Below are 24,641 nucleotides of genomic sequence, written 5' to 3'. Positions count from 1 at the left end.
AAACTCTCTTTAGTTTACTTGAAGGGCGTTTGCAGGTCAATACAGAAGGTTTTACCTTATTTTCATATCCTATTTAAAACAAACTGAATATTAATTTTTAACGAACTTTCCCTAGTTGTATAGACATTAGAATATACTCTTGTTACAATCTAGAACGTATTAGTACTTGCTACTAATTTAAATACATATAAAGGAGGACTCTTAACACGACATAAAGACTATCACGTGTTAAAACAACTATGAAAAAAAAGTTTTACAATATTTTAGCACTATCTTTAGCATTACAAACATTTGTAGCACCTATCCATTCATTCGCGGAAAGCATAGAGAAAACTGCGGAATTGTCTACGGATGAGCAAGCTTTAAAAAGCATTGAAGAACATGCAAAACAGCATAGACATGACGAAGAAAACGACCTTGAAATCTCAGGTGAATATCTTCTCCACTTATCAACAAAACTTCCACTATACGATTCAAATGACTTAAAAACGAAAACAAATATTGAAATTACTGAACCAGTAGTAAAGGCAACAAAGAAAAAAAACAATGCCTATTACGTACAAACTACATCTGGTGCTGGCTGGGTTAATAAGGGAAATAATAGTTTAGAAGTACAAGAGATTCATAAACTCTCAAATCAAAAACTAATTGTAACAGAAGAAGCATCATTATATTCCTTCCCTTTCCAATCGTTTAAAGAAGAAACGAAATTACAGCCACAAACAGTAACTCCTACTGAACAAGCTGGGAATTGGTTTAACATTCAAATGAACGGAACTGAGAAATGGATTTATGCTCCTTCAGCTACATTCGACGGTACGAAAGCATCATTATTTGAAAAAACAAGTGCTGTCGAAAAGAGAAGCGCAACTTTCTTCAAAACACCATCTCATTTACCTACAAATAACGTTTATGGTGTTACATTTAAAGAAATGATTGTTCCAAAAGGGAATGAAAATATTCGTCCTGGCTACGCAATGGAACCGAAATACATTACAATTCATGAAACTGCTAATACAAGTAAAGGTGCGAACGCTTTAAACCATGCGAAGTACTTAGATAATCAAGCTCGCGGAAATACTGATCGTTCAGCGTCTTGGCATTTTACAGTAGATGACAAAGAAATTTATCAACATCTTCCGCTAAATGAAGTTGGGTGGCATGCCGGAAATAAAACTGGAAACTATGAATCTATCGGAATTGAAATTGCTGTGAATAGTGATGGAAATTATACGAAAGCGGTAGAAAATGCGCGCAAGTTAGCTGCTTTTTTAATGAATGAATTAAACATATCTCTAGATCACGTTCAAAAGCATCAATTTTGGAGCGGAAAAAACTGCCCTGCATTTATGATTCAGCGCGGACAATGGGATGCTTTCTTAAAGGGCACGAACGCTTACTATAATGAACATCGTAAAGATGTTATGCCGCCGCCAGAAGTCCCTCATGAAAAAGACGACATTACAGGTGGTTGGTATGAACAAGACATTCGTCAATTAGCTGCTAGAAAAATCATGTTCGGTGACGGCAATGGTTCTTACTGGCCAAACCGCCTCGTGACACGAGCTGAGTTTGCAAATTTAATGTCGCGAGCTTTAAATTTACCTGCTGGAAACGCTAAATTTACAGACTTAAACGAAGCCCACCCATCTTTAGTAGACGGAATTAACCGTGCTGCTAGCGCAGGTATCATTAGTGGCCGTGGGAATAATAAATTTGATCCAACCGCTACAATAAAGCGTGATGAAGCTGTTATTATGATTGACCGTGCATTAGAATATAACTGGATTTATAGAAAAGAAGTGAAATTACCATTCACTGACCAAGATTTAGCATACGATAAAAAGGCATTACAAAATGTTTACGCATACGGAATCGTAAAAGGTAACGAACGAAATGAATTCGTACCAAAAGGCACAGCAACACGTGCTGAAGCAGCCGCATTTTTAAATCGAATGCTTAAGGTTATTGAAGCTTAAACAACAAAACTAAAAGGCATAAGAGAAATGTTATCTCTTATGCCTTTTATAAAACTATTAACTATTTTTAATCATAAATCTAAGACGTATTCCTAATAAAACAAGAGCAAAACCAATGAATGGTAGATAATTCATATCATGTCCTGTAGCTGGAAGTTGTGCATGAGACGCACCTTGTCCTTTTTCTGGTAAGGTAGGTTTTTCTTTATCTACGTTTTCCATTCCTTCACTTGGTGTTCCTGTCTCTCCACCTGGCTTCTCTGTTTCTTCACCTGATGTTCCTGTCTCTTCACCTGGCTTCTCTGTTTCTTCACCTGATGTTCCTGTCTCTTCACCTGGTTTCTCTATTTCTTCACCCGGTTTTCCTGTCTCTTCACCTGGTTTCTCTGTTTCTTCACCCGGTTTTCCTGTCTCTTCGCCTGGCTTTTCTGTTTCCTCACCTGGCTTTTCTGTTTCTTCACCTGGTTTCTCTATTTCTTCGCCTGGTGTTTCTGTTTCTCCACCTGGTGTTTCTGTTTCTCCACCTGGTGTTTCTGTTTCTCCACCTGGATTCTCTGGACCTTTGCTTGTTTCTTTTTCATTTGTAATTTGAAGTTTTACTACTTCAATTTTTTGATTAGAAATCGTAAATTCAATTTCCTTATCAGATAACTCATAACCTTCTGGCGCTTGAACTTCTTTTAAAATATAATCTCCTGGCTCTAGTTCTTTCGAAGTTGCTTTACCATTTTTATCTGTTGTTAATGTGTCTATTTTTGTTCCATCTTTCAAAATTTCAAACACTGCGCCTGCTAATTTTTTATTTGTATCAGTAGCATCTACCTTTGTAATTTCTACTTGACCTTTAATTTTTTCTTTCACTTTTTCATTTAATACTTCTTGCTTTATTACTGTATTTGCAACAACATTTACTTCTACCGTCACTTCTAACGCTTTATAACCTTCCGGTGCTTTCGTTTCTTCTAACGTATACTTTCCTGGCACTAAGTTTTCGAATTTCACAACACCGTCTTTATTCGTTGTTTTCGTTTCTCCAACTACTTGACCAGTTTCATTTTTCAGCTTAAATTCTGCACCCTCTAGAACTTTTCCGCTCTCTGCATCCTTTTTGATTACTTGTAAGCTTCCTAGTTCTTTTGCATTTTCTACTTGTACTTGCACTACTTTGTTTGCTTCCACAACGACTTCAATTTCTTCTTTCAGCAATTTATACCCTTGTGGTGCTTTCGTTTCTTTTAATGTGTATGTTCCTGGTTCTAATTTCTGAGAGATTACTTTACCTGTTTTATCTGTTCGTAATGTCTCTACTTTTTTACCATCTTTATACACTTCGAATTCTGCGTCTGATAATACTTTCGCTTTATCTTCTGCATCTACTTTTACGATTTCGAATTGACCAAGACTCTTACTATTCGTTACTTTTACATCAACAATTTTTTCACCGTCAACTGTTACATGAATTACTTGTTTTGTTAACTCATAACCTTCTGGCGCTTTTGTTTCTTCTAACGTATATTCACCAGGCACTAGTCCATCTACTTTAACAATTCCAGACTTATCTGTTGTAATTCCTTCTTTTACAACATTCCCTTGCGCATCTTTCAATGTGAATTCTGCGCCCGATAAACGTTTCGCTTGATCTTTATCATCCGTCTTAATAATTTGTAGAGAACCTAAGATTCTTTCGTTTTCCGCCTCTACTTTTACTACTTCTTTCTCGTTTTGTATTGTTACTTTCCATTCTTTATTTGAAAGCTTGTAACCTTCTGGTGCTTTCGTTTCTTTCACTGTATATTCACCTAATGGTAATTTTGGTGACATCACTTTTCCACTCTCATCTGTTTTCAGTTCCGCTACCTTTTTACCATCTTTATATACTGTAAATTCTGCATCTGATAATACTTTCGCTTTATCATTCGCATCTACTTTTATAATCTCAAATTGACCTGTTACTTTTTCATTCATAACTTCTTGTTTTACTACTTCATTTGCTACTACGTTTACTTCGACTGTTACTTCTACTGCTTTATAACCTTCTGGCGCTTTCGTTTCTTCTAACGTATACTTTCCTGGCACTAAGTTTTCGAATTTCACAACACCGTCTTTATTCGTTGTTTTCGTTTCTCCAACTACTTGACCAGTTTCATTTTTTAGCTTAAATTCTGCACCTTCTAGAACCTTTCCACTCTCTGCATCCTTTTTGATTACTTGTAAGCTTCCTAGTTCTTTTGCGTTTTCTACTTGTACTTCTACTACTTTGTTTGCTTCCACAACGACTTCAATTTCTTCTTTTAACAACTTATATCCTTGCGGTGCTTTCGTTTCTTTTAATGTGTATGTTCCTGGTTCTAATTTCTGAGAGATTACTTTACCAGTTTTATCTGTTCGTAACGTCTCTACTTTTTTACCATCTTTGTACACTTCAAATTCTGCATCTGATAATACTTTCGCTTTATCTTCTGCATCTACTTTTACGATTTCAAATTGACCTGTTAACTTTTCGTTCATAACTTCTTGTTTTACTACTTCATTCGCTACTACGTTTACTTCGACTGTTACTTCGACTGCTTTGTAGCCTTCTGGCGCTTTCGTTTCTTCTAACGTATATTTTCCTGGCACTAAGTTTTCGAATTTCACAACGCCGTCTTTATTCGTTGTTTTCGTTTCCCCAACTACTTGACCATTTTCGTTCTTTAGTCTAAATTCTGCGTCTGATAGAACTTTTCCACTCTCTGCATCCTTTTTGATTACTTGTAAGCTTCCTAGTTCTTTTGCATTTTCTACTTGTACTTGCACTACTTTGTTTGCTTCCACAACGACTTCAATTTCTTCTTTTAACAACTTATATCCTTGTGGTGCTTTCGTTTCTTTTAATGTGTACTTTCCTGGCTCTAATTTCTGAGAGATTACTTTACCTGTTTTATCTGTTCGTAATGTCTCTACTTTTTTGCCATCTTTGTACACTTCAAATTCTGCATCTGATAATACTTTCGCTTTATCTTCTGCATCCACTTTTACGATTTCAAATTGACCTGTAGCTTTTTCAACAATCTTTTTATTCAACACATCTACAGTCACTGTTTTATTTGCATCTACATCAACATGAACTAAGCTAGATGATAGTTCGTAACCTTTTGGTGCTTCAACTTCTTTTAATGTATATGTTCCAACTGGAAGTTGTTTTGATAAAGCTTCACCTTTACCATCTGTAATAATTGTTTCGACAACGTTCCCATCTTTATCTATAACATCAAATTTTGCACCTGGTAAAAGTTGACCAGATTCACTATCTTTTTTCAATAATTTAAATTGACCATTTTCTACTTTTTTCGTATTCTTCATAACAAATTCAATTATGTTTGTATTATCAATTGTTACTTTTTTTGGTGTATCAACTTTTATATATCCTTCTGGTGCACTAATTTCTTTTACAAAATAATCACCAAATGGTAAATCTTTAACTTCCGCAATACCCTTTTCGTTTGTTGTAACAGTAGCCACAACATTATTATCTTTGTCTATAACATCAAATTTTGCGTCTTTTAAAACAATGTTTTCATCGTTTTCATCAACTTTTTTAATCTGTAAATTTCCTTTTTCAGCTGCCGGCTTTTTCCACTTTGGCCAGTTAAATTTAAAATTATGAACCTCAAATCCATCTCTTTGGTGTAATCCACCAACAAAGGCTTGTCCGTTAATAGATCCACCCTTTGTCTCTACAACTGCATTAGGCGCAAATACACTTCCTACTACACCATATCCTTTAGTTGTTATCTTTTTAGCATTAGGGAACACCCAAATGACTTTACTAGCTAACTCAGTAAAAAAGGAATTAGGGTCATATGCTTGAGATGTATTAACTAATGTGAACCCGCCCTTATCTGTTGTATCATACAAGATTGCGCCGCCACCAAAATTCACTTCTTCTGCATCTGAATAAATAACAATAAAATCTTTGTTACTTACATTTGGAAGATAAACATCCTTTACATTGAATGGTTCTTGTTCTTCTAATCCTGAAGAAACGTAAATATTAGGATTATTTACATCTTCACCGATTCCAAAGGTCATACCCGACTTTGGTTTATCAGTATGTAATTGGCCCGCATCCTCAATTACACCATCAACGTCTTTTCTAAATTCTTTAAACTTAGCATCAATCTCTGCTTGCTCTTTATAAGAGATACGGTCATATGATGATTTCATTGCACCTTCTGGGTCACCATCTTTTGTCATAGCCACTGTTCCATCTTGGATAATTACTTGTCCTGTCCCCGCCTTCGTAAATTGACCACCTAGTAATAATGACGGATATCCTTCATCTACCCATGTCGCTCCAGCTAAATTATTCGCTCCCGTTGCAGCCGCTACGACTGTATAACTTGATGCATTCATATTTTTTTGAACAGCCATCGCACCCTCAATATCCGCACTCGTTGCACTATGATCTCCAAAAATGATTGCATTGTAATAAGATACATCACCTAAACCGTTTAATTCTGTTGTAGCTGCCTCTGCTTTATATGGTAAATGGATTAAAAAATTCATACATACTAGTAACACAACTATAAAACTACTACTTAATTTTTTTATTTTTTGATTAAATGATTTCCTCAAGAAATTCATTCCCCCTTTTAAACTTCCTAAAACCAAACAAAAAGCATCTTTCATATGTACCAAGGCTTACTCACAATAACTTAAAATCATCCATTTAAATAAAAACAAGAAACTCTACAACTGATCAATAAAATTACTACAATTCATTTTTGAGATAATACGTGAACGAAACTATCATGCGGAAGTATTTTTGCATATGGAGCTCAACAAAATTAACCTGGAGAATATTTCACATGGTGTAACTATTTTGGCAACATCATTCACTCTACAATAGTTTTACAGAGTATTCAAGTGAATTGTATAGATTTCATACACAATTCACAATCTAAAACGTTTTCATTCCTTTTAATACGTTCAACAAAAAAACGTAGCCAAAAGCTACGTTTTTCCTTTATCGTTTCGGCGTATTTTTATGATTCTTCAAAAACGGAAGCGGGAATTGCTTACGGAAATGCTCTTTAATCATATACTCTACGCCGTTCTCACTATTTGAACGTGTAATCCAGTCGGCCGCTTGTTTTACCTCTACAGGCGCGTTCCCCATCGCTACCCCGAGACCCACATTTTCAATAACCTCTAAATCTTCCATGCTATCTCCAATGGCAACCATTTCGTTTAGCGAAATATTTAAATGCTCTCCAAGCAATTGTAATCCACGTAATTTTGATACATTTTGTGGCAAAATTTCTATTCGTTTTGAATCACACTCAACATACTCTACATCTTGAAACGCTTTTCTTAATGTATTCAGTCCTCTTTCTTTTTCACCTTTCGTTTGGAAAAGAACATCAATTTTTGGCGCCGCGACTGGATGATCACGAAGCGCATCACCTAACGAATCTACAAATTGAACTGGATAAAATAACGGATCAGCACTTGATAACACAGTACGCGCAATTAAGTTTGGTGTATTTCTCTCACGATTTCCGATTGAAAACCGTTCATGAGAAATGCGGACGTTACAATCAAAGTGCTCTAACACTTGCACAATGTTAAACGTCTTCTCTTCTGATAATCTTCTTTGAACGTACGGTTTATCTAACGTTGCTGAAACGAAAGCACCGCCATGTGTCACTAATATAGAATCTAATTTTAACGCCTTTGCTACTTTATGAGCGGACTGAAAATTCCGGCTCGTAAATAATGTAACGTATACGTCTTTTCTTTTCACAAAGTCAATTGTTTCTCGTAGCCCTTTTGCAATTTTTCCGTTGTTGTATAGTAGTGTCCCATCTATGTTAAGAGCTAGTAAGCGATAAATCATGTCGCACTCCCCCTCTTCGCTGTTGTACTCTATCCATAATTTATGAAATAAATGTAGCAAATAGAACGAGTTAGAATTTCTACTGAAAATTTGGTTTACTATATACATATACACTCAGTAAAGGAGATAGTACAATGCAGGCACCTCCTTCCTTTTATGAAGGCGATACGTTAGAAGTCGCAAAAAAATTACTCGGACAGAAACTTGTTCATATTGTAGACGGAATAAAGCGAAGTGGAATCATTGTTGAAGTAGAAGCATACAAAGGTCCCGATGATAAAGCAGCACATAGTTACGGAGGTAGACGAACGGACCGTACAGAAGTCATGTTTGGTGCACCGGGACATGCTTACGTATATTTGATTTATGGTATGTATCATTGTTTTAACGTCATTACAGCGCCAGTTGGTACCCCACAAGGAGTGCTCATTCGAGCCCTGGAACCGGTAGACGGGATTGAAGAAATAAAACTAGCGCGCTACAACAAAACCGACATTACAAAGGCGCAGTATAAAAATTTAACGAACGGACCTGGCAAACTATGCCGTGCACTCGGAATTACTTTAGAAGAACGAGGCGTCTCATTACAAAGTGACACATTACATATTGAACTCGTCCGAGAAGAAGAACACATATCATCACAATATAAAATAACAGCAGGTCCTCGTATTAATATCGACTATGCAGAAGAAGCTGTACATTATCCGTGGCGTTTTTATTATGAGGGACATCGGTTTGTTTCAAAGAAATAAACATATGTAAAGGGAGAGACTATGAGGGGTAAACCTGAACTAAAAATAGAATTAGAAAAAGTATATAAAACGAAGAAAAATCCAAATGGAATGTTTGTAGCAAGAATACTACAAATTCCAAAAGAAGAAGATAAACTAGACTTTGTTCTTATTTTGCAAAATAGAAAAACGAAAAATATTATTTATAACAAAATTTTAGTAACAACAGACAACGATTATTATTCTTTCCGACTAGCTCGTGGGAATATTAAATGGCCCTCCTTATATACTGTTACCGTATGGGATGGACTTGGGCATCAATTAGTAGAAGTATCAGCCTTAACTGGTAAAGAGAACTATTCTATTTCTGATGAGCATTGTTCCACATATCGGGAGTAACCCAAAATAAAAGAGAAGCCGAATCGGCTTCTCTTTTTACTCCGCACCTTCCGCAGTCGCAATATTATCCTCTAAGTTTTCTCTTGATAATTCAGCCGCCATAAAGTCAGCTGTTTCTGGAAGTGCTAAATGCATATGAGCTTTTTGACAAATTTGGATTGTACAGTTTTCAACAACATAGTCGAAAACATGTCCGCCTCCGCTTCTTTCATCATCAATGTAATGTAAATGGAATCCAGCTACACCAATACCTTGCGCATAATCTGGCGTCCAAAATCCAGCTAGCGTACCTTCTGTATTTTTAAATGAGAAGATTGGTTGTGATTTCGTCACTTCAACGAGCGGTGTATACGGTTTTTCTTGTTTTGGAACAGTTCTCGTTCTTACTTCGCGGAACGTACCGTCCATTCGAATACCATAAAATAAGTTTTTACTCGGCATTAATTCATGTAATAATGCTTCCACTTCTTCACGATTCATCGGATGCTCTATCGTATAACTCATTTCTTTTTCAAAAAACGTTACAGTCGCAAATGGTGTTGTTTCTTCTGGCTCTACTTTTTCCGCTGAACCGTCTGAACGTAAATGATAAAATTCATTATCAAATGCAATCATTTCACCATCTAATTGATCAAATGTGCCGATGCCGAAATCACCGCGTTCTTTTAGTTCCTCAAAGCTAATCACACCATCATATATACCATCTAATAGCGCAAGCATTGTAGATGTTTGATATACTTCATTACTCATTTTCGTTTTTTTTGCATCAATATCGATTAATTGCGCAACAGTCATCTCAAATCTGCCTCCATTAGTTTAATTGGTTTGGTAATAATTTTTCGCTTAATTTAATGTTATCACGGTAATCGATTGGAATATCAATAATGACAGGGCCGTCTGCTGCTAGTGCTTCTTTTAATACACCTTCTAATTCATCAGGCGTGTTAACACGAAGACCTAACGCCCCGAAACTTTCCGCATATTTCACAAGATCAACATCGCCAAACTCTGTAGCGGATGTTCTGCCGTATTTCATCATTTGTTGGAATGCAACCATATCATATGTGCCGTCTCTCCAAACGAGATGGACGATTGGAGAATTTAAACGTACCGCCGTTTCTAACTCCATCGCTGAGAATAAGAAACCACCGTCACCTGATACGGAAACTACTTTTTTACCTGGTTCTACTAAAGTAGCAGCAATTGCCCAAGGAAGTGCAACACCTAACGTCTGCATACCGTTACTAAATAATAATCTACGTGGTTCATAAGAACGGAAACATCTCGCCATCCAAATAGAATGGGAACCGATGTCACATGTAACGGTTGTGTCGTCACTAATTAAAGAACGAAGTGTACGAATGACTTGAAGTGGATGCGTAACACCTTCTGAAGGACGATTTGGAATTTCTGCTTGTTCTGATAATTTCTCGCGTAATTGTTCTAACACCGCTTCTGATTTCGTACTTAATACAAGTCTCGGTAATTTCTCCGCGATGCTATTTACAGTTAAAGCGATATCACCAATTAATTCACGCTCTGGTTGGTAATCATGGTCGATATCTGCTTGATGGTCATCAAGATGAATAATCGTTCTGTCTCCAAGTTTATTCCAGAATTTCGGATCATACTCAATTGGGTCATAACCGATAGAAATAACAAGGTCTGCTTCTTCTAGTAAAATATCACCTGGTTGGTTACGGAATAGTCCAACGCGGCCGAAGAAATGATCTTCTAACTCACGTGAAATCGCACCAGCTGCTTGATATGTTTCAACGACAGGAAGTTCTGTATCCGCAATTAATTCACGAACGGCTTTCGTCACTTCATTTGTGCTTGCTCTCATACCGAGTAAAATAACCGGTAATTTCGCTGCTTTTATTTTTTCTACTACGTATGTAATATCATGTGTGGGAGCGATTCCAAGCTGTGGCTTAGAAAGCGCACCGATAGACTCTACAGTCGTTTCCGCAGTCATAACGTCTTGCGGCAGACTGACTAAAGTAGCACCTGGATTTGTAGAAGTCGCACTTCGGAATGCATTTGATAATGCTTCTGGCACATTATCAGGATGCTCTACTTCTACGCTATATTTTGTGATTGGTTCGAATAGTGCAGCATTATCCATAGATTGGTGCGTACGTTTTAATCGATCTGTACGCGGAACTGCACCAGCTAAAGCAACAACGGGATCACTCTCCGCATTCGCAGTAACAAGACCTGTCGCTAAATTTGATGTCCCTGGTCCTGAAGTTACAAGACATACGCCCGGTTTTCCTGTTAATCTACCAATCGCAGCTGCCATAAATGCTGCATTTTGTTCATGACGACAAACAATTAACTCTGGTCCTCTTTCTTGCAGTACATCAAATACAGAGTCAATCTTTGCTCCTGGAATACCGAAAACATGTGTAACACCTTGTTTAATTAAACAATCAACAACAAGATCTGCTCCTTTTGTTTTTGTCTTCACGTCGTTTGCTTTTACACCTGTACTCAAACTAATCATTCCTTTGTTTCATAATTTGTGTAATAAAGATTTTGAATTTCACCTAGTTAATTAATGTGGTGAAGTATTATTTATCATTATATTACAAATGCATTATTTTTCCAACAATATGAATTTGACATTATTTTGACAAACAATAAGGAATACGCTTACAACCCTTTGTTTATCTTAAAATAATATTTTTATATCTCCTCGAAAAAAGCTAAAAAAACCTCCACCTCATCACAGTATTAAAAAAATATCAGTACCTTGCAAAGAATAATACTAAATGATATATTTGTAAATAATGGAATACCCATTAATTGTAATTCGCAACCCCCTTTTCAAAAGATACGATTCTCAGCTTTCATTCATCATTCTATAAAGGAAAGTGATTATTATGAACAAAAGTGAATTTTTAGAACAACTTAGTTCTTCCCTGCGGAATATGCCTAATGAAGAAAAGAAAGATATTATTTTAGAGTACGAAACTCATTTTATTAGTGGTAAACAAGACGGAAAATGTGAAGAAGAAATTGCTAGAAAACTAGGAAACCCTAAAACGATCGCGAAAGAACTGAATGTTTCCTATGCAATAAGCAATGCTGACAAGAAACGCAGCTTCAAAAATATGATAACTGCACTATTTTCTGTTATGAGCTTAAGTGTTTTAAACTTTGCCTTTATCTTTATCGCCTTTTTCGTACTACTCTTTTTATTACCGATTATTCTAGCGCTTATCATTGCTACTCCAGTATTAATTATTTCACCTATTTTATTAATAGGGTTAGGATTTTTTAAAGGGTTTCATCAAATTAGTTACTCCGATGTTTATAATGTGTTTATCGCTTTTTGCGTCGGTTTACTCATATCCGTCATAAGTTATCAAATGATCAAACATCTATATGCACTTTTAGTAAAGTATTTGAAATGGAATATAGCTATTTTACAAAGACACTAATGCAAAAGGAGATTAAGATGAAAAAGTATATGTTATACCCACTCATGTCACTTACAATTTTATTGCTACCAGCTTGTTCACATGATACACAATCTAATGAAGCAAATGATACACAATATAATAAATTAGACGATGTACAATCTATTAAAGATGTTACAGTTAAAATTCCAGAAACGATATTCACTTCCTCAAAGAAAAATGAAATGATTAATGAAGACGAGATGAAACAAAATATAAAAACTTATTTAGATTACAGCGGGGAGTTATACGAAAACATCGTTCCACTTTCGTCAGCCATGTCTGACGAGAAGGTTACTGAATCCGACCGAGAGAAATTACAAAAACTAATAGATTTAGCGCAACAAAACGATGCGAACTTCCATCATTTTATTAGTAACAATACGATTCCTGCTGATTACAAACAGCCTTCGAAGGAAATTCATGATTACATTTCATCGTCTACGGCACTTTCAGTAGAACTAGAGCAAGAATTAGACAAACTCGCTGAAGATGGCAACTTGTTCAAGACTGATTTTTCTTTTACAAAACGCTTTGAGAAAGTTAATGGTAGGAAGCAAAAAGAAATTGAAAAGTTTTTGAAGGAGAAGGAGATTGAGACGGAGTATTTCCACAAATAACAAACAAAAAAGACGCCCATCCAAGGGGCGTCTTCTCTCATTACGCTTGTTGTTGCGCGCTATATAACTCTTCAAGTGGCTTCATGATAATTTTGTTAACGTCGCCGATTACAACGTTTAGGCGTTGCTCAGTTTCCATTAACTTTGTGATTTTAGCATCTTGTTGAATGCGAGCTACAACTTCTTGTGCTTGTTGGTTGTCTTCTTCAGTGATTTCTTGGCCTTGCATCATTTTTTGTTGTAGGCTAAGTTGCATTGTACGGAACTCATCGAATAAGTTCTTTGAAGCAGCATCAGCTTGAACTGCTGCGTAGCTCTCTTTTAACGTTTTGAAGTCATCGTTTTCAGCGATTGCTTTTTGTAATTCATATGCTACATCATGAATGTTTTTTGTCATTTTATTTTTCCTCCTTTAGAAGGCTAGCGCTTATCATACGCACTGCCTTTTACGTGCATTTACATACGCACCTCTTCTTACCATATCAAACTATGCAAGAGATGTGAAGAAATTTCACTTTTATTTGTATGTACATATCTTATTATTTAAGAAACAACAGTAATAATCCTTGCACAATTCCAATCATACCGCCTAATAAGGCACCTAAATACGTAATCATTTTTAGTTCATTTTTTGTAATGGACAGCACTAAATCTTCTAGTCTCTCCGTTGAAAATGTAGATACCTCTTGCTGGACAATTTCCGCCAAGTGGAGATTATTTAGTATACTTTCTACGTTTTTTGCTCCCCACTTCAAGCCTTTCGTTACTGCACTCGGGACTACCTTTTCTATCATTGTTTCTCGAACCGGTTCACATACTTGCTGCACAGATTGATTTAAAAACTTACTCACTGTTTCCTCCACTTTAACTGCAGACAATATGGAGCTTACAATCATTTCTTTTTCTACAAACGTTTCTACTTCTTTTACATCTCTTCCTTTTAACTTTTCCCACTCTTTTTGCAGTACTTCAGTTAAAAGCTTCTTTGTGCCATCTTGCCCTAAAAACTTAATAACCTCAGGCTGCACACGATCCGCTACACTTACATTCCCTAAAAACATTCCGACTAAGTTAAGTAGCGTTCCCCTAGAAGCAAAGAAATCATCAATCATTTTTGAAAGACGTGCTTTACCTTCTTCACTCTCAAAAAACTGAGTTGCTCGCCCTAAAATAAATGCCGAAACATTTGGAATCGCACTCTCTATTTTCTCGTGAACATAATGAGGTAAAGCTTGTTCCCATGTATATGTATAGTACTCTTCTAAAAATGCCTGAATCTTTTCTGTAATTACCTGTTCGATTTTCTCAGTTACTTCTTTTTCTACATGCGCTACGTTCCATTTTTCTAACATATTTCGCAGTGATTGTTCATTCGTCATTACTTTATCCACTTCTACTTGTGCCCAGTGGATTAAACCTTTTTGAAACTCTTCATTCGTTAACTTCTTTCCGATTCCTTCCGGCGTTAACAAATGCTCTACAACCATTTTCCCTAATTGAACAGCAAGCTCATCACGGCGCTTCGGAATTAATCCTGGTGTAAATGGCACTTGAAACTTCCCAATATACATAGGGCGATGAGGACGAAATAACATTTTTATTGCTAAATGATTTGTGAACCCTCCAATAATTGCTCCGAGCCCTGTCGTCGTTAACATACTTAACCATATATTCATTACAATCAACCTTTCGCTTCTCCAAAACTATAGCATATCATCATACGGACAAAAGTATAATGGTATAAAAACGTATTTGCAATATATAGCTTCGCCTATTATGTCAACATTTTGTTAGTAAAGGAGTGATTTCGTTGGTTCTCGGTATTTTAACTTCTCAGCCTCATTATGAGCAAACGTATTACACCGAAATCGCTAAACGCGCTCGGCTTTATCATAATGTCGTTGCACAGTTTACGCCATTTTGTATTGATCCTAAAACAGATCTTATTTCTGGTCTGATTTATGATACAGATACAGGAAAATGGAAAGAGCAAACATTCCCTATTCCTTCTTATATATATGACCGTTCTTCTTTTAACGAGGAAACGGACTTCGACAAGGCAAAATCAATTATTCACTCACTACACAACCGTCCTTCCACTACCTTTTTAAATAACACACTCATTGACTTAAGCGAACTACATGATGTATTTCTCACGAATAAAAAATTATCACCTTATATACCAAAATTTGAAATAGCAACGATACACAACGTTTTCAAACTGTTATTAAAAACAAAAGATATTATTATACGTCCTACTAACGCACATTCCAATGAAAGTCTGTACCGGATCGTTTATAAAAATAAAACATTTCATATTGATACGATAAATGATGCCTATCATATTTCTACTCCCATTAAACGGACCGATGAATTTATTTCTTGGTACAAATCTAATATACGATCAGCACGTTACATCACCCATATAATGCTGCAACCACCAAATCAATTAACATACCCGCTCCATATTCGGACCATTTTGCAAAAAAATAAAGAACAGAAGTGGAACGTTATCGGTCAGTTTATACAAAAAAGTTCATTTCCGAATCAACTTTTACTTTCGGTAACCGATGATTCCTCTCTGCATGCATTTTCAAAAATTAAATACGTACTCTCTAGTACCGGTGTACAATTATTACAGGACGCTTTACAAGACATTATAAATGAAGTATTTCAAACACTAGATCAATCTTATTCTTCGTTATTCGAGCTAGAGCTTTCCACTATTATGGATCAAAAAGGGGCAATTTGGCTTATGTATGTCAACACGATTCCCCCTTACGAACATTACATTCGCCATAGTGATTCATTAGCTGAAAAAATATATCACGGACCATTACAATTTAGTCGCTTTACACCATAAAGAAAGGGGGTAAGTCTATTTTGAAAGAGCACATATATACATTAAATATTTCAGATGAGCATCCAAATAGTATTACTTTACCTTATATTTTTTCCATCACACCACCAATTACATCCCTTTCCTTCGGCCTACGCCATGTTGCAAGTGAAGAGGTAAAAATTCATTATTCCTTTACTCGCGAAATCATTATTGGAAAACAAATTGCAGAGAAACTTTTACTTCCTCATTCCACTACTATCCATGCATTCACACAAAACCAAACGATTATTTTCGGACCATTAATCGGGATTTTCACAACTGGTTTTAACGATGGCGCTTCTAATCCTTTAGGGAACCGTTCAATTTCTCTTGGCGAGTTACTAACGCCACCATTCACCTTACGACCATTTGTATTCGTTTTTGGTGTGCAACATATAGACTGGGAAGACGAAACAATTGAAGGGTATTTCTTTCAAGAGGAAAAGTGGATAAAGAAAAAAGTCCCTTTACCGAATGTCATTTACGATCGATTACCAAATCGGAAAGCCGAAAGTTATAAACCGATTGTAAGAGCAAAAAGAAAGTTAGAGCATGACTATGCGATTCCATGGTTTAATCCAGGTTTTTTTAATAAATGGGAAGTGCATCAACTTCTTATGAAAGATGAATCCATTATGCCGTTATTACCAAACACAGAAACATTTCAGCACTTCGAACAAGTGGAACGGTTTCTCGGAACGTATAAATCCATTTACATGAAACCGATTCATGGTAGCTTCGGTAGAAACATTCATCAAATATTTTATTCCCAAACAGAGAATTGCTACTACTGTCGTTATCGCGAAAATGAAGAAAATAAACTAAGAAAGTACCAATCATTAGAAACACTTCTGAACCATGTGTTAAAAGGACATGATTTAAAAAAGTTTATCGTACAACAAGGTATCTCCTTGCTACGCTTCGATGGGCAACCTGTTGATTTCCGCATTCATACAAATAAAAATCATTTCGGCCAATGGATGGTCAGTGCAATCGTCGCAAAAATTGCTGGCAAAGGTAGCTTAACAACGCATGTAAATAGCGGTGGCGATACGAAATTGCTACAAGAACTTTTTCCAGATTCAACGAAACAAATTCAAATTGAAAATAAGTTAAAACATACCGCCTTACAAATTAGTTACGCGCTCGATGAACAAGTAACTGGAAATATTGGAGAAATCGGTTTTGATATCGGTTTAGACACGCAGGAAAACCCGTGGCTCTTTGAAGCAAACTCTAAACCAGGGCGAACTGTATTCCAAGATGCCAAGTTAAAAGAACAGAGTGAACTAACGCGCCAATTATTTTACGAATATGCCATCTACTTAACTGAACATTCTTTGCGCGATACAAAAGAAAAAATGTCTCAAATAAAATCAGAGGCTTCCTCAAACAACGAGCATATCCCATCCCCTATGATTCACTCACAAATACAAAAACAAAAACTTCCACCTCATTCATAAGGTGGAAGTTTTCTATTTACACAAGTTTTACGACAACCTCTGTTTCCACGTTACATACTCCGCAATAAAAAATATGATTGCAATATTTATTTGAATTATTATGTGTTAATCCATCTACTGCACTCAACAATTCTTGGTCCATATACGCACTATAATCGTCTATGTAATCTACAGCCTTCCCATAATCTTGGAGTATACTTTGGCAATTTTGACAAGAATATGTTTGTGATTCTAATGCGTTACAAAGCGGACAAATTCCCATCACGATTCCTCCATATAATTGTATCTAGCTACGTATAGGAGCAGCTTGCCCCATTCTTACTTACATTCTCCTCAAAATAGCAGGATACAAAAAGAAAAATATATTTCATATCGCTCTTAGTTTTACCTTCTTTCTAAAAAATAAAACGATTACTCTTATTTCATAATTTACGAAATCACTAAGATTTTTTTACAAAATTTACAAATTATTATTTCGTATATCTTTCTAGGTAACATCCATACTATGAGTACAAACTTAATTACCGATGGATTAGCGCCAAACGGGGCGATAATCTGGTTCAACTCCAGCTAGTCCAACCAAAAAATTTTTATAACTCTAAGGAGGATATATTCCTATGGCAAACCAAAATTCTTCAAATCAATTAGTAGTACCAGGAGCAACAGCTGCAATCGACCAAATGAAGTACGAAATCGCTCAAGAATTTGGTGTACAATTAGGAGCAGATTCTACAGCTCGTGCTAACGGTTCTGTTGGTGGCGAAATCACAAAACGTCTAGTTGCAATGGCTGAGCAAAGCCTTGGCGGATTCCACAAATAAATATATATGGCAAAAAGGTCTCAAGGCATATGCCTTGAGACCTTCCTTCATTTATTGCAACATTTGTAAAAACTTCTTCGTACGTTCTTCTTTTGGATTTGTAAATACTTCTTCTGGTGTACCTTGTTCGACAACGACACCGCCATCCATGAAAATAACGCGGTTTGCAATTTGATGTGCAAAGCGCATTTCGTGCGTTACAATGACCATCGTCATGCCTTCTTTAGCAAGTTCTTTCATTACTTTCAGAACTTCTTGAACGAGTTCAGGATCAAGTGCTGACGTCGGCTCATCAAATAGTAACACTTCCGGCTCCATCGCAAGCGCGCGAGCAATTCCAACGCGCTGTTGTTGTCCGCCTGATAGTTGGAACGGATATAAGTCTACTTTATCCGCAAGACCAACTTTTTCAAGGAAATAGTTTGCTTTTTTCTTCGCTTCTTCTTTCCCCATCTTTTTCACTGTAACGAGCCCTTCCATTACATTTTGAAGTGCTGTTAAATGCGGGAATAGATTATGGTGCTGGAATACCATACCTGTTTGCGTACGAAGATTGACAATATCTTTCTTCGTTACTTTTTGAGAGAAGTTAAGCTCTTTATTACCGATACGAATATGACCAGCGTTTGGCGTTTCTAACACGTTAAGACAACGTAAGAATGTCGTTTTACCAGATCCAGACGGCCCGATAATAACAACAACTTCGCCCTTCTCAACTGTTAAATCTATATGCTTTAGTACGGTATTATCTCCGAAACTTTTTTGTAAGTTCTGAATTGAAATCATAAAAACAAAAACTCCTTTTGTAAAAGGATTATTTTAATGTGTAGCGTTCTGAACGCTTTTCTAACATCTGTTGTACGATTGATAATAAGAAACAAATAACCCAATAAATAAGACCTGCTTCGAAATAAACAATTAAAAATTCGTAGTTCATTGCCGCAATTTCCTGCGCCTTTCGGAACATTTCTGTTACTAAAATTAACGATGCTAATGAAGTATCTTTCACTAAGCTAATAAATGTATTCGAAAGCGGCGGGATTGATACGCGCGTTGCTTGCGGTAAAATAACACGTTTTAACGCTTGTGGGTATGTCATCCCAATTGTATAAGCAGCTTCCCACTGCCCTTTCGGAATGGAAAGGATGGAAGCTCGAATAATTTCAGATGCATAGGCACCGACATTTAATGAAAATCCAACAACTGCTGCTGTATATGGCTCAACTTCAACATTAAGAGTTGGAAGACCATAGAAAATAATAAATAACTGTACAAGAAGTGGCGTTCCGCGAATGATAGATACATAGATACGAGCAATCCATTGTAAAATACGACTACCTGAAATACGTGCAAGCGCCGTTAACGTCGCAAGTATAAGGCCGATAATAAATGTAATTAGCGTTAATGGAATTGTCGTAAAAACAGCTTCCTTCAGCATAGGCATGAAGGAAGACTGCATAATATCCATCCAAGTAGACAATCGATCTGAAACTAATGCACTACTTAGATACATTTTCACCGAACCATTTTTTCGCTATTTTGTCATACGTACCATCTTTTTTCATATCTTCTAACGCTTTATCTACTTCTTGTACAAGCTTAGTGCTACCTTTACGGAATAAAAATCCACTTTCTGAAGCTTCTTTTTCTGTATCTACAATTTTAATTTTTGCATCTTTTTTCGTTTCTAAATAGTTTAACACTGATAATTTATCATTAATTGTAAAATCCACGCGTCCTGAAGCTAATAATTCTGCCGCTTGGCTAAATCCTTCTACACCAACGATTTCCGCACCATTTTTCTTAGCAATATCTGCATAGTTACTTGTTAAAGATTGTGCTCCTTTTAATCCTTTTACATCAGCAAATGTAGCAGGTTTATCTTTATCTTTTGCAATAACTAATGCCGCTGAAGATGAAACATACGGTTTAGAGAAGTCATATTTCTTTTGACGGTCTTCACGAATACCAACTTCGTTTGCAACCATATCGAAACGTTTTGCATCTAAACCAGCAAGTAAGCTATCCCATTGTGTTTCTTTAAATACAGGTTTTACTCCTAAACGTTTTGCAACTTCTTTTGCTAATTCAACGTCAAATCCAGTTAATTTATTACTTGAATCGTGGAACGTAAATGGTGGATATGTACCTTCTGTACCAATTACAAGTTCACCGCTTTGTTTAATCTTTTGTAACGCGTCTTGACTAGCTGTATCTTTTTTCTCTTCTTTACCGCAGCCCGCTACAATCCCGATTGCTAATGTAGTTACTGCAAGTACTGAAAATAATTTTTTCATGATGATAATCCTCCAAGTATTCTGATAGGAATTTAAAAACTATATTGATTGTATGCAATCTTGAACAATTTTTCAATGAAAATGTTCTTATTTAGTTTATCCTTTTTCTTCATAATCAAACAAAAGGGAAAAATAACGCTACATACAAAAAATAAGTAACATTTTTTAATATAGCATTTATTGTAGGAAAGGTAAAATAATACTTCTTATTTAACTGCCGCGATTCACTAAAAAAAGAACTTGCGAAAATCGCAAGTTCTCCCCCGTACCTATTAAGCGCTCTGGTTTCCTTCCATTTGCGTTTTGTACATATCGTAATAACGCCCGCGCTTTTTCATTAGTTCATCATGAGAGCCTTTTTCTAAAATCGTCCCTCTATCAAGCACGATAATTTGATCTGCGCTTTTAATCGTTGAAAGTCGGTGAGCGATAATAAATGTCGTTCTTCCTTTTTTCACAACTTCTAACGCTTGTTGAATCATCGCTTCCGTCTCTGTATCAATACTAGACGTCGCTTCATCTAAAATTAAAATGGCTGGATCAAATGCAAGTGCTCTAGCAAACGATATAAGCTGACGTTCTCCGGTTGAAAGTGTACTTCCTTTCTCCGTAATTCCTTCATTTATATTGTTCGCAAATCTTTCAGCACCAACATCACGCAACGCTTTTACAATGCGCTCTTTTGAAATGTTTTCATTTTCTAAACTTACATTAGATGCTACTGTTCCGCTAAATAAAAACGGATCTTGCAGTACAATTCCCATATGTTCACGAGTTGCTTGTTTCGGCATCTCTTTTACATCATGACCATCAATCGTAAGCTTTCCTTTTTCAAACTCGTAAAACTGAAAAAGTACATTCATAATGGAACTTTTTCCTGATCCAGTATGACCGACAAGTGCTACCGTCTCGCCTTGTTTCGCTTCAAAAGAAATATTTTTTAACACTTCATCTTTTCCATTATAAGAAAACGATACATTATCAAACTTTACATTTCCTTGTAAGCGAGGCATACGTTCTTCTTCTACTGTTTCTCCTTTTTCCTCTAACAATTCAAAAACACGCTCTGATGCAACACGCGATTGTTCCAAGTTAGCAAGCTGATTCACCATATTTGTAATCGGTGAGAACAATCGTGTTAAATAATCAACGAACGCATACAGTATCCCTAGAGAAATGACGCCTGTAGCACTTAATGAAGCTCCACCGAAATACCAAATCACACCTGTGAAAGCGATATTTCTTAATACGGATACTAAATTATGAGAAGTTGCTGCATTTAAATTCAAAATTTTATTTTGATACTTAAAATAATCGCCATTTAATTCTTCAAACTCTTTTTTCGTTTCACGCTCTTGACGAAACGCTTGAATAATTGGCATTCCTTGAATGGATTCATTCACTGTTCCGTTAATATCAGATAAACGCGAACGCATTTTATGATTGTATACAGACGCATACTTTCTATAAAGAATGGCCCAAACGATTAAAATCGGGATAATGAGTAAACATAACGTCGCCAATTTTACATCAAGTAAAAATAGCGCGGCAAATATCCCAATAATATAGATGATACTTGAAACGAATGTCGCAAGTACCGTTACGTATAGATCACGAATGGCTTCTGTATCATTCGTTACACGCGATACAATTTTCCCTGCTGGTAAATGATCAAAATAACGAATCGGCAACGTTTGAATATGAGAAAAGACATCTTCCCTCATAATTTGAATAATTTTGTTCGCCGCCTTCTGTAAGAAAAACTGCTTTCCGTATGCAAACAAGGATACGACTACTAATAAAGCGAAGTATCCACCACCAAGTAATAATAGACGGTTTATTTCTGGTTTATAAAACGCAAACACTTCTTCTTTCGTCAATGCTTTCGCTTTATACACTTGCACCGCCTTACCGTTTTGAACGGTAATCATATCACCTTTTACAGTCCGTGACCCTTCCAGATTTACTTTATTCGGTACAAAGTAATATTGAAAACCGACCTGCATCACGCGTACTTCTTTTCCTTTTTTCTCACCTTCCTGGAAGCGATCGCTTCGCTTATAAAAGGCGCCATTATACGAAACAGCCTCTTCACTCTTTTCTGTTTCATACCAAGGCTTCTCTATTCCAACGATATGATCGTCAATCATCGTTTTCGCGACGAAAGGACCCGCAAGCTCTGCGATGACGAAAATAAATAACATTAGCATCGCTGCAAAAATCGTCCCTTTCACCTTCATCGCATATTGAAACAATCGTTTTGAAACGCTCATATTTTCACCCCACTATCCGCACTTTCACTTTCCCCTTGTTGTCTTTCAAACTGCTCAGCATACCAGCCTCCACTCTTAACAAGCTGATCATGTGTACCTTCTTCTATTACTTGCCCGTCATCCATAACGAGAATCCAATCCGCATGTTGAACTGCAGATAAACGATGCGTCGTAATAATCGTCGTCTTTCCGCTTCTTTCTGTTCTTATATTGTCAATGATCGCAGCTTCCGTACGAGCATCAACAGCTGATAAAGAATCGTCCAAGATTAAAATTTCTGGATTTTGAATAACAGCTCGCGCAATCGAGATCCTTTGTTTTTGTCCTCCTGATAAAGAAACACCTTTCTCTCCAACGAGCGTTTCTAACCCTTCTGGTAAAAACTCTAAATCCTTTTTAAACGCCGCGATTTCAATCGCTTTCTCGAGTTCTTCTTCCGTCGCTTCCCTATTTCCGAATAAAATATTTTCTCTCGCTGTTTTTGAGAACAAAATATGTTCCTGCGGTACATATCCAATCCAGCCGAGTACATTTTCATTCGTCATTTTATCTAACCTCACATCAGAGACTGCAATATCCCCATCTCCAAGCGGATATTGACGAAGAAGCTGACGGACAAGCGTCGTCTTTCCGCTTCCTGTTTTCCCGACAACACCAAGCGTTTCTCCTTGTTTTAATGTAAACGAAACCTTCTTTAAATTTGTTTCAGTTGATGAAGGATATGAAAAGGTAACATCATCAAACTGAATATAATCCGGCTCTTGTACAACCTTTGGATGTTTCGGATCCTTTACATCTGGTTCATACGCTAACGTTTCATTTACACGGTCTAATGAAGCATTTCCTCTTTGCATAACATTGATTAATTCGCCAATTGCGAACATCGGCCAAATCATCATCCCTAAATACACGTTAAATGAAACGAGTTCCCCAAGCGTCACCTTTGATTGAAATACAAGATATGCACCGTACACTAAACCAATTAAATAACTAAGGCCAACAAGCATTTTCACAGTTGGTTGGAATAGTGCATCGATTCTTGCTACCTTCATATTCTTTTCGTAGACGTCATCTCCTAAATGATGAAATCTTTCCTGATCTGCGTTCTCTTGTACATACGCGCGAATAACGCGCACACCAGCGATCGATTCTAATACTTTATCGTTCATATCACCGAACGCATCTTGCGCAACTGTAAATCTTTCATGCAATTTCTTTCCATATATATTCATCGCATATGCCATAATCGGAAGCGGTATAAGTGCCGCAAATGTAAGCTCCCAACTAATTGTAAATCCCATCATAAAGACAATAGTAAGCATATATAAACTCGAATCCACGAGCGTTAATATACCGAAACCAGCTGTCATAGCGATTGCTTTTAAATCATTTGTCGCTCTCGCCATTAAATCGCCAGTACGATTTTTTTGATAAAAAGTCGGCGTCATCTTAAGTAAATGCCCCATGAATTTAGAGCGCATCGTTTTCTCAAGTACGAATGCACCGCCAAACAATTGATGCTGCCATACGAAAGTGAGGCCATATCCAACGATCGTAACCCCAATTAAAATAAGAATAGACTGTATAATAGCTTCGTTTGATAACGTTCCTGTTTTTATATTATCAATCGTAACCCCGAGTACTTTCGGAGGAATAACTTCAACTATATTTACAATTAAAAGTGCACCAATGGCGATACTATATCTCTTCCAATGTTCTTTAAAAAACCATCTTAACTTTAGTAATACTGAAAACAATATAACCTCTCCCTTCTCATTCTCGTTTACCTCTCGTTTCTTTATCCACTATCCAGACCCATCACATTTACA

General features: G+C 36.4%; 20 protein-coding genes. 8 read left to right on the top strand and 12 right to left on the bottom strand.

The features are described 5' to 3' along the window. Positions 1-239: 239 nt before the first annotated feature. Positions 240-1,979, top strand: a complete 1,740-nt coding sequence (locus PDK19_RS07670) for an S-layer homology domain-containing protein (RefSeq protein ID WP_139303017.1) — start codon at positions 240-242, stop codon at positions 1,977-1,979. A 57-nt stretch (positions 1,980-2,036) separates the two neighbouring features. Here PDK19_RS07670 and PDK19_RS07665 read toward each other — a convergent pair whose 3' ends face one another. Together PDK19_RS07665 and PDK19_RS07660 are read right to left on the bottom strand one after the other, a co-directional pair. Then, complete coding sequence (locus PDK19_RS07665; protein WP_088306477.1) at positions 2,037-6,605, bottom strand: MSCRAMM family protein; 4,569 nt, start codon at positions 6,603-6,605, stop codon at positions 2,037-2,039. A gap of 382 nt (positions 6,606-6,987) precedes the next feature. Next, the gene (locus PDK19_RS07660; protein ID WP_000640395.1) at positions 6,988-7,860 is read right to left on the bottom strand and encodes a Cof-type HAD-IIB family hydrolase; all 873 of its coding nucleotides are present in this window, start codon (positions 7,858-7,860) and stop codon (positions 6,988-6,990) included. A 134-nt stretch (positions 7,861-7,994) separates the two neighbouring features. Here PDK19_RS07660 and PDK19_RS07655 point away from each other — a divergent pair, with 134 nt between their 5' ends. Together PDK19_RS07655 and PDK19_RS07650 are read left to right on the top strand one after the other, a co-directional pair. Further along, complete coding sequence (locus tag PDK19_RS07655) at positions 7,995-8,612, top strand: DNA-3-methyladenine glycosylase (protein ID WP_001148790.1); 618 nt, start codon at positions 7,995-7,997, stop codon at positions 8,610-8,612. Positions 8,613-8,633: 21 nt separating this feature from the next. Then, the gene (locus PDK19_RS07650; protein WP_242269278.1) at positions 8,634-8,990 is read left to right on the top strand and encodes a hypothetical protein; all 357 of its coding nucleotides are present in this window, start codon (positions 8,634-8,636) and stop codon (positions 8,988-8,990) included. A 36-nt stretch (positions 8,991-9,026) separates the two neighbouring features. Here PDK19_RS07650 and alsD read toward each other — a convergent pair whose 3' ends face one another. Together alsD and alsS are read right to left on the bottom strand one after the other, a co-directional pair. Next, positions 9,027-9,785: an alpha-acetolactate decarboxylase gene (gene alsD, locus PDK19_RS07645; RefSeq protein ID WP_087994725.1), complete on the bottom strand. Its 759-nt coding sequence runs from the start codon at positions 9,783-9,785 to the stop codon at positions 9,027-9,029. 16 nt (positions 9,786-9,801) lie between these two features. Further along, positions 9,802-11,490, bottom strand: a complete 1,689-nt coding sequence (gene alsS / locus PDK19_RS07640) for an acetolactate synthase AlsS (RefSeq protein WP_000103516.1) — start codon at positions 11,488-11,490, stop codon at positions 9,802-9,804. Between the two features lie 388 nt (positions 11,491-11,878). Between alsS and PDK19_RS07635 the strand changes: the two genes are divergently transcribed. Both PDK19_RS07635 and PDK19_RS07630 read left to right on the top strand, forming a co-directional pair. Continuing rightward, a complete protein-coding gene (locus PDK19_RS07635) occupies positions 11,879-12,439 on the top strand; it encodes a DUF1700 domain-containing protein (RefSeq protein ID WP_001042962.1) in 561 nt (186 codons plus the stop codon). 17 nt (positions 12,440-12,456) lie between these two features. Continuing rightward, on the top strand, positions 12,457-13,077 hold the full coding sequence (locus PDK19_RS07630; RefSeq protein WP_049114222.1) for an NDxxF motif lipoprotein: 621 nt from the start codon (positions 12,457-12,459) through the stop codon (positions 13,075-13,077). A gap of 40 nt (positions 13,078-13,117) precedes the next feature. On the opposite strand, the gene PDK19_RS07625 is transcribed toward PDK19_RS07630, so the two are convergent. Then, positions 13,118-13,474 carry a YlbF/YmcA family competence regulator gene (locus PDK19_RS07625; RefSeq protein ID WP_000164605.1) on the bottom strand — a complete coding sequence of 119 codons (357 nt, stop codon included), beginning with the start codon at positions 13,472-13,474 and terminating at the stop codon, positions 13,118-13,120. A 142-nt stretch (positions 13,475-13,616) separates the two neighbouring features. After that, positions 13,617-14,753 (bottom strand): DUF445 domain-containing protein, encoded by a 1,137-nt coding sequence (locus tag PDK19_RS07620; RefSeq protein ID WP_139303016.1) that lies wholly within the window; start codon positions 14,751-14,753, stop codon positions 13,617-13,619. A 134-nt stretch (positions 14,754-14,887) separates the two neighbouring features. On the opposite strand from PDK19_RS07620, the gene PDK19_RS07615 reads away from it, so the two are divergent. Together PDK19_RS07615 and PDK19_RS07610 are read left to right on the top strand one after the other, a co-directional pair. Continuing rightward, positions 14,888-15,940 (top strand): YheC/YheD family protein, encoded by a 1,053-nt coding sequence (locus PDK19_RS07615; RefSeq protein ID WP_000242721.1) that lies wholly within the window; start codon positions 14,888-14,890, stop codon positions 15,938-15,940. A gap of 20 nt (positions 15,941-15,960) precedes the next feature. Then, positions 15,961-17,421, top strand: coding sequence for a YheC/YheD family endospore coat-associated protein (locus tag PDK19_RS07610; RefSeq protein WP_049114223.1), 1,461 nt, complete (start codon positions 15,961-15,963; stop codon positions 17,419-17,421). A gap of 16 nt (positions 17,422-17,437) precedes the next feature. Here the strand turns inward: PDK19_RS07610 and PDK19_RS07605 are convergent, their stop codons facing one another. Then, positions 17,438-17,683 carry a hypothetical protein gene (locus tag PDK19_RS07605; RefSeq protein ID WP_014893276.1) on the bottom strand — a complete coding sequence of 82 codons (246 nt, stop codon included), beginning with the start codon at positions 17,681-17,683 and terminating at the stop codon, positions 17,438-17,440. 355 nt (positions 17,684-18,038) lie between these two features. Here PDK19_RS07605 and sasP point away from each other — a divergent pair, with 355 nt between their 5' ends. Continuing rightward, positions 18,039-18,242, top strand: coding sequence for a small acid-soluble spore protein, SasP family (gene sasP, locus PDK19_RS07600; protein ID WP_000013338.1), 204 nt, complete (start codon positions 18,039-18,041; stop codon positions 18,240-18,242). A gap of 51 nt (positions 18,243-18,293) precedes the next feature. Here sasP and PDK19_RS07595 read toward each other — a convergent pair whose 3' ends face one another. The 5 genes from PDK19_RS07595 to PDK19_RS07575 form a co-directional block, all read right to left on the bottom strand. After that, positions 18,294-19,028, bottom strand: coding sequence for an amino acid ABC transporter ATP-binding protein (locus PDK19_RS07595; protein ID WP_000623621.1), 735 nt, complete (start codon positions 19,026-19,028; stop codon positions 18,294-18,296). Between the two features lie 28 nt (positions 19,029-19,056). Continuing rightward, positions 19,057-19,755, bottom strand: a complete 699-nt coding sequence (locus PDK19_RS07590; protein ID WP_270706865.1) for an amino acid ABC transporter permease — start codon at positions 19,753-19,755, stop codon at positions 19,057-19,059. Continuing rightward, positions 19,742-20,539, bottom strand: a complete 798-nt coding sequence (locus PDK19_RS07585) for an amino acid ABC transporter substrate-binding protein (RefSeq protein WP_270706864.1) — start codon at positions 20,537-20,539, stop codon at positions 19,742-19,744. Before PDK19_RS07585 ends, PDK19_RS07590 begins: the two co-directional genes overlap by 14 nt. A 272-nt stretch (positions 20,540-20,811) precedes the next feature. After that, on the bottom strand, positions 20,812-22,812 hold the full coding sequence (locus PDK19_RS07580; RefSeq protein ID WP_088106514.1) for an ABC transporter ATP-binding protein: 2,001 nt from the start codon (positions 22,810-22,812) through the stop codon (positions 20,812-20,814). Beyond that, positions 22,809-24,569: an ABC transporter ATP-binding protein gene (locus tag PDK19_RS07575; RefSeq protein ID WP_000493207.1), complete on the bottom strand. Its 1,761-nt coding sequence runs from the start codon at positions 24,567-24,569 to the stop codon at positions 22,809-22,811. Before PDK19_RS07575 ends, PDK19_RS07580 begins: the two co-directional genes overlap by 4 nt. Positions 24,570-24,641: the final 72 nt, after the last annotated feature.

This window comes from Bacillus cereus group sp. BcHK124, assembly GCF_027712065.1.
GTDB classification, from domain to species: Bacteria; Bacillota; Bacilli; order Bacillales; family Bacillaceae_G; genus Bacillus_A; species Bacillus_A pacificus.
This window is presented reverse-complemented; position numbering and strand designations above follow the sequence as displayed.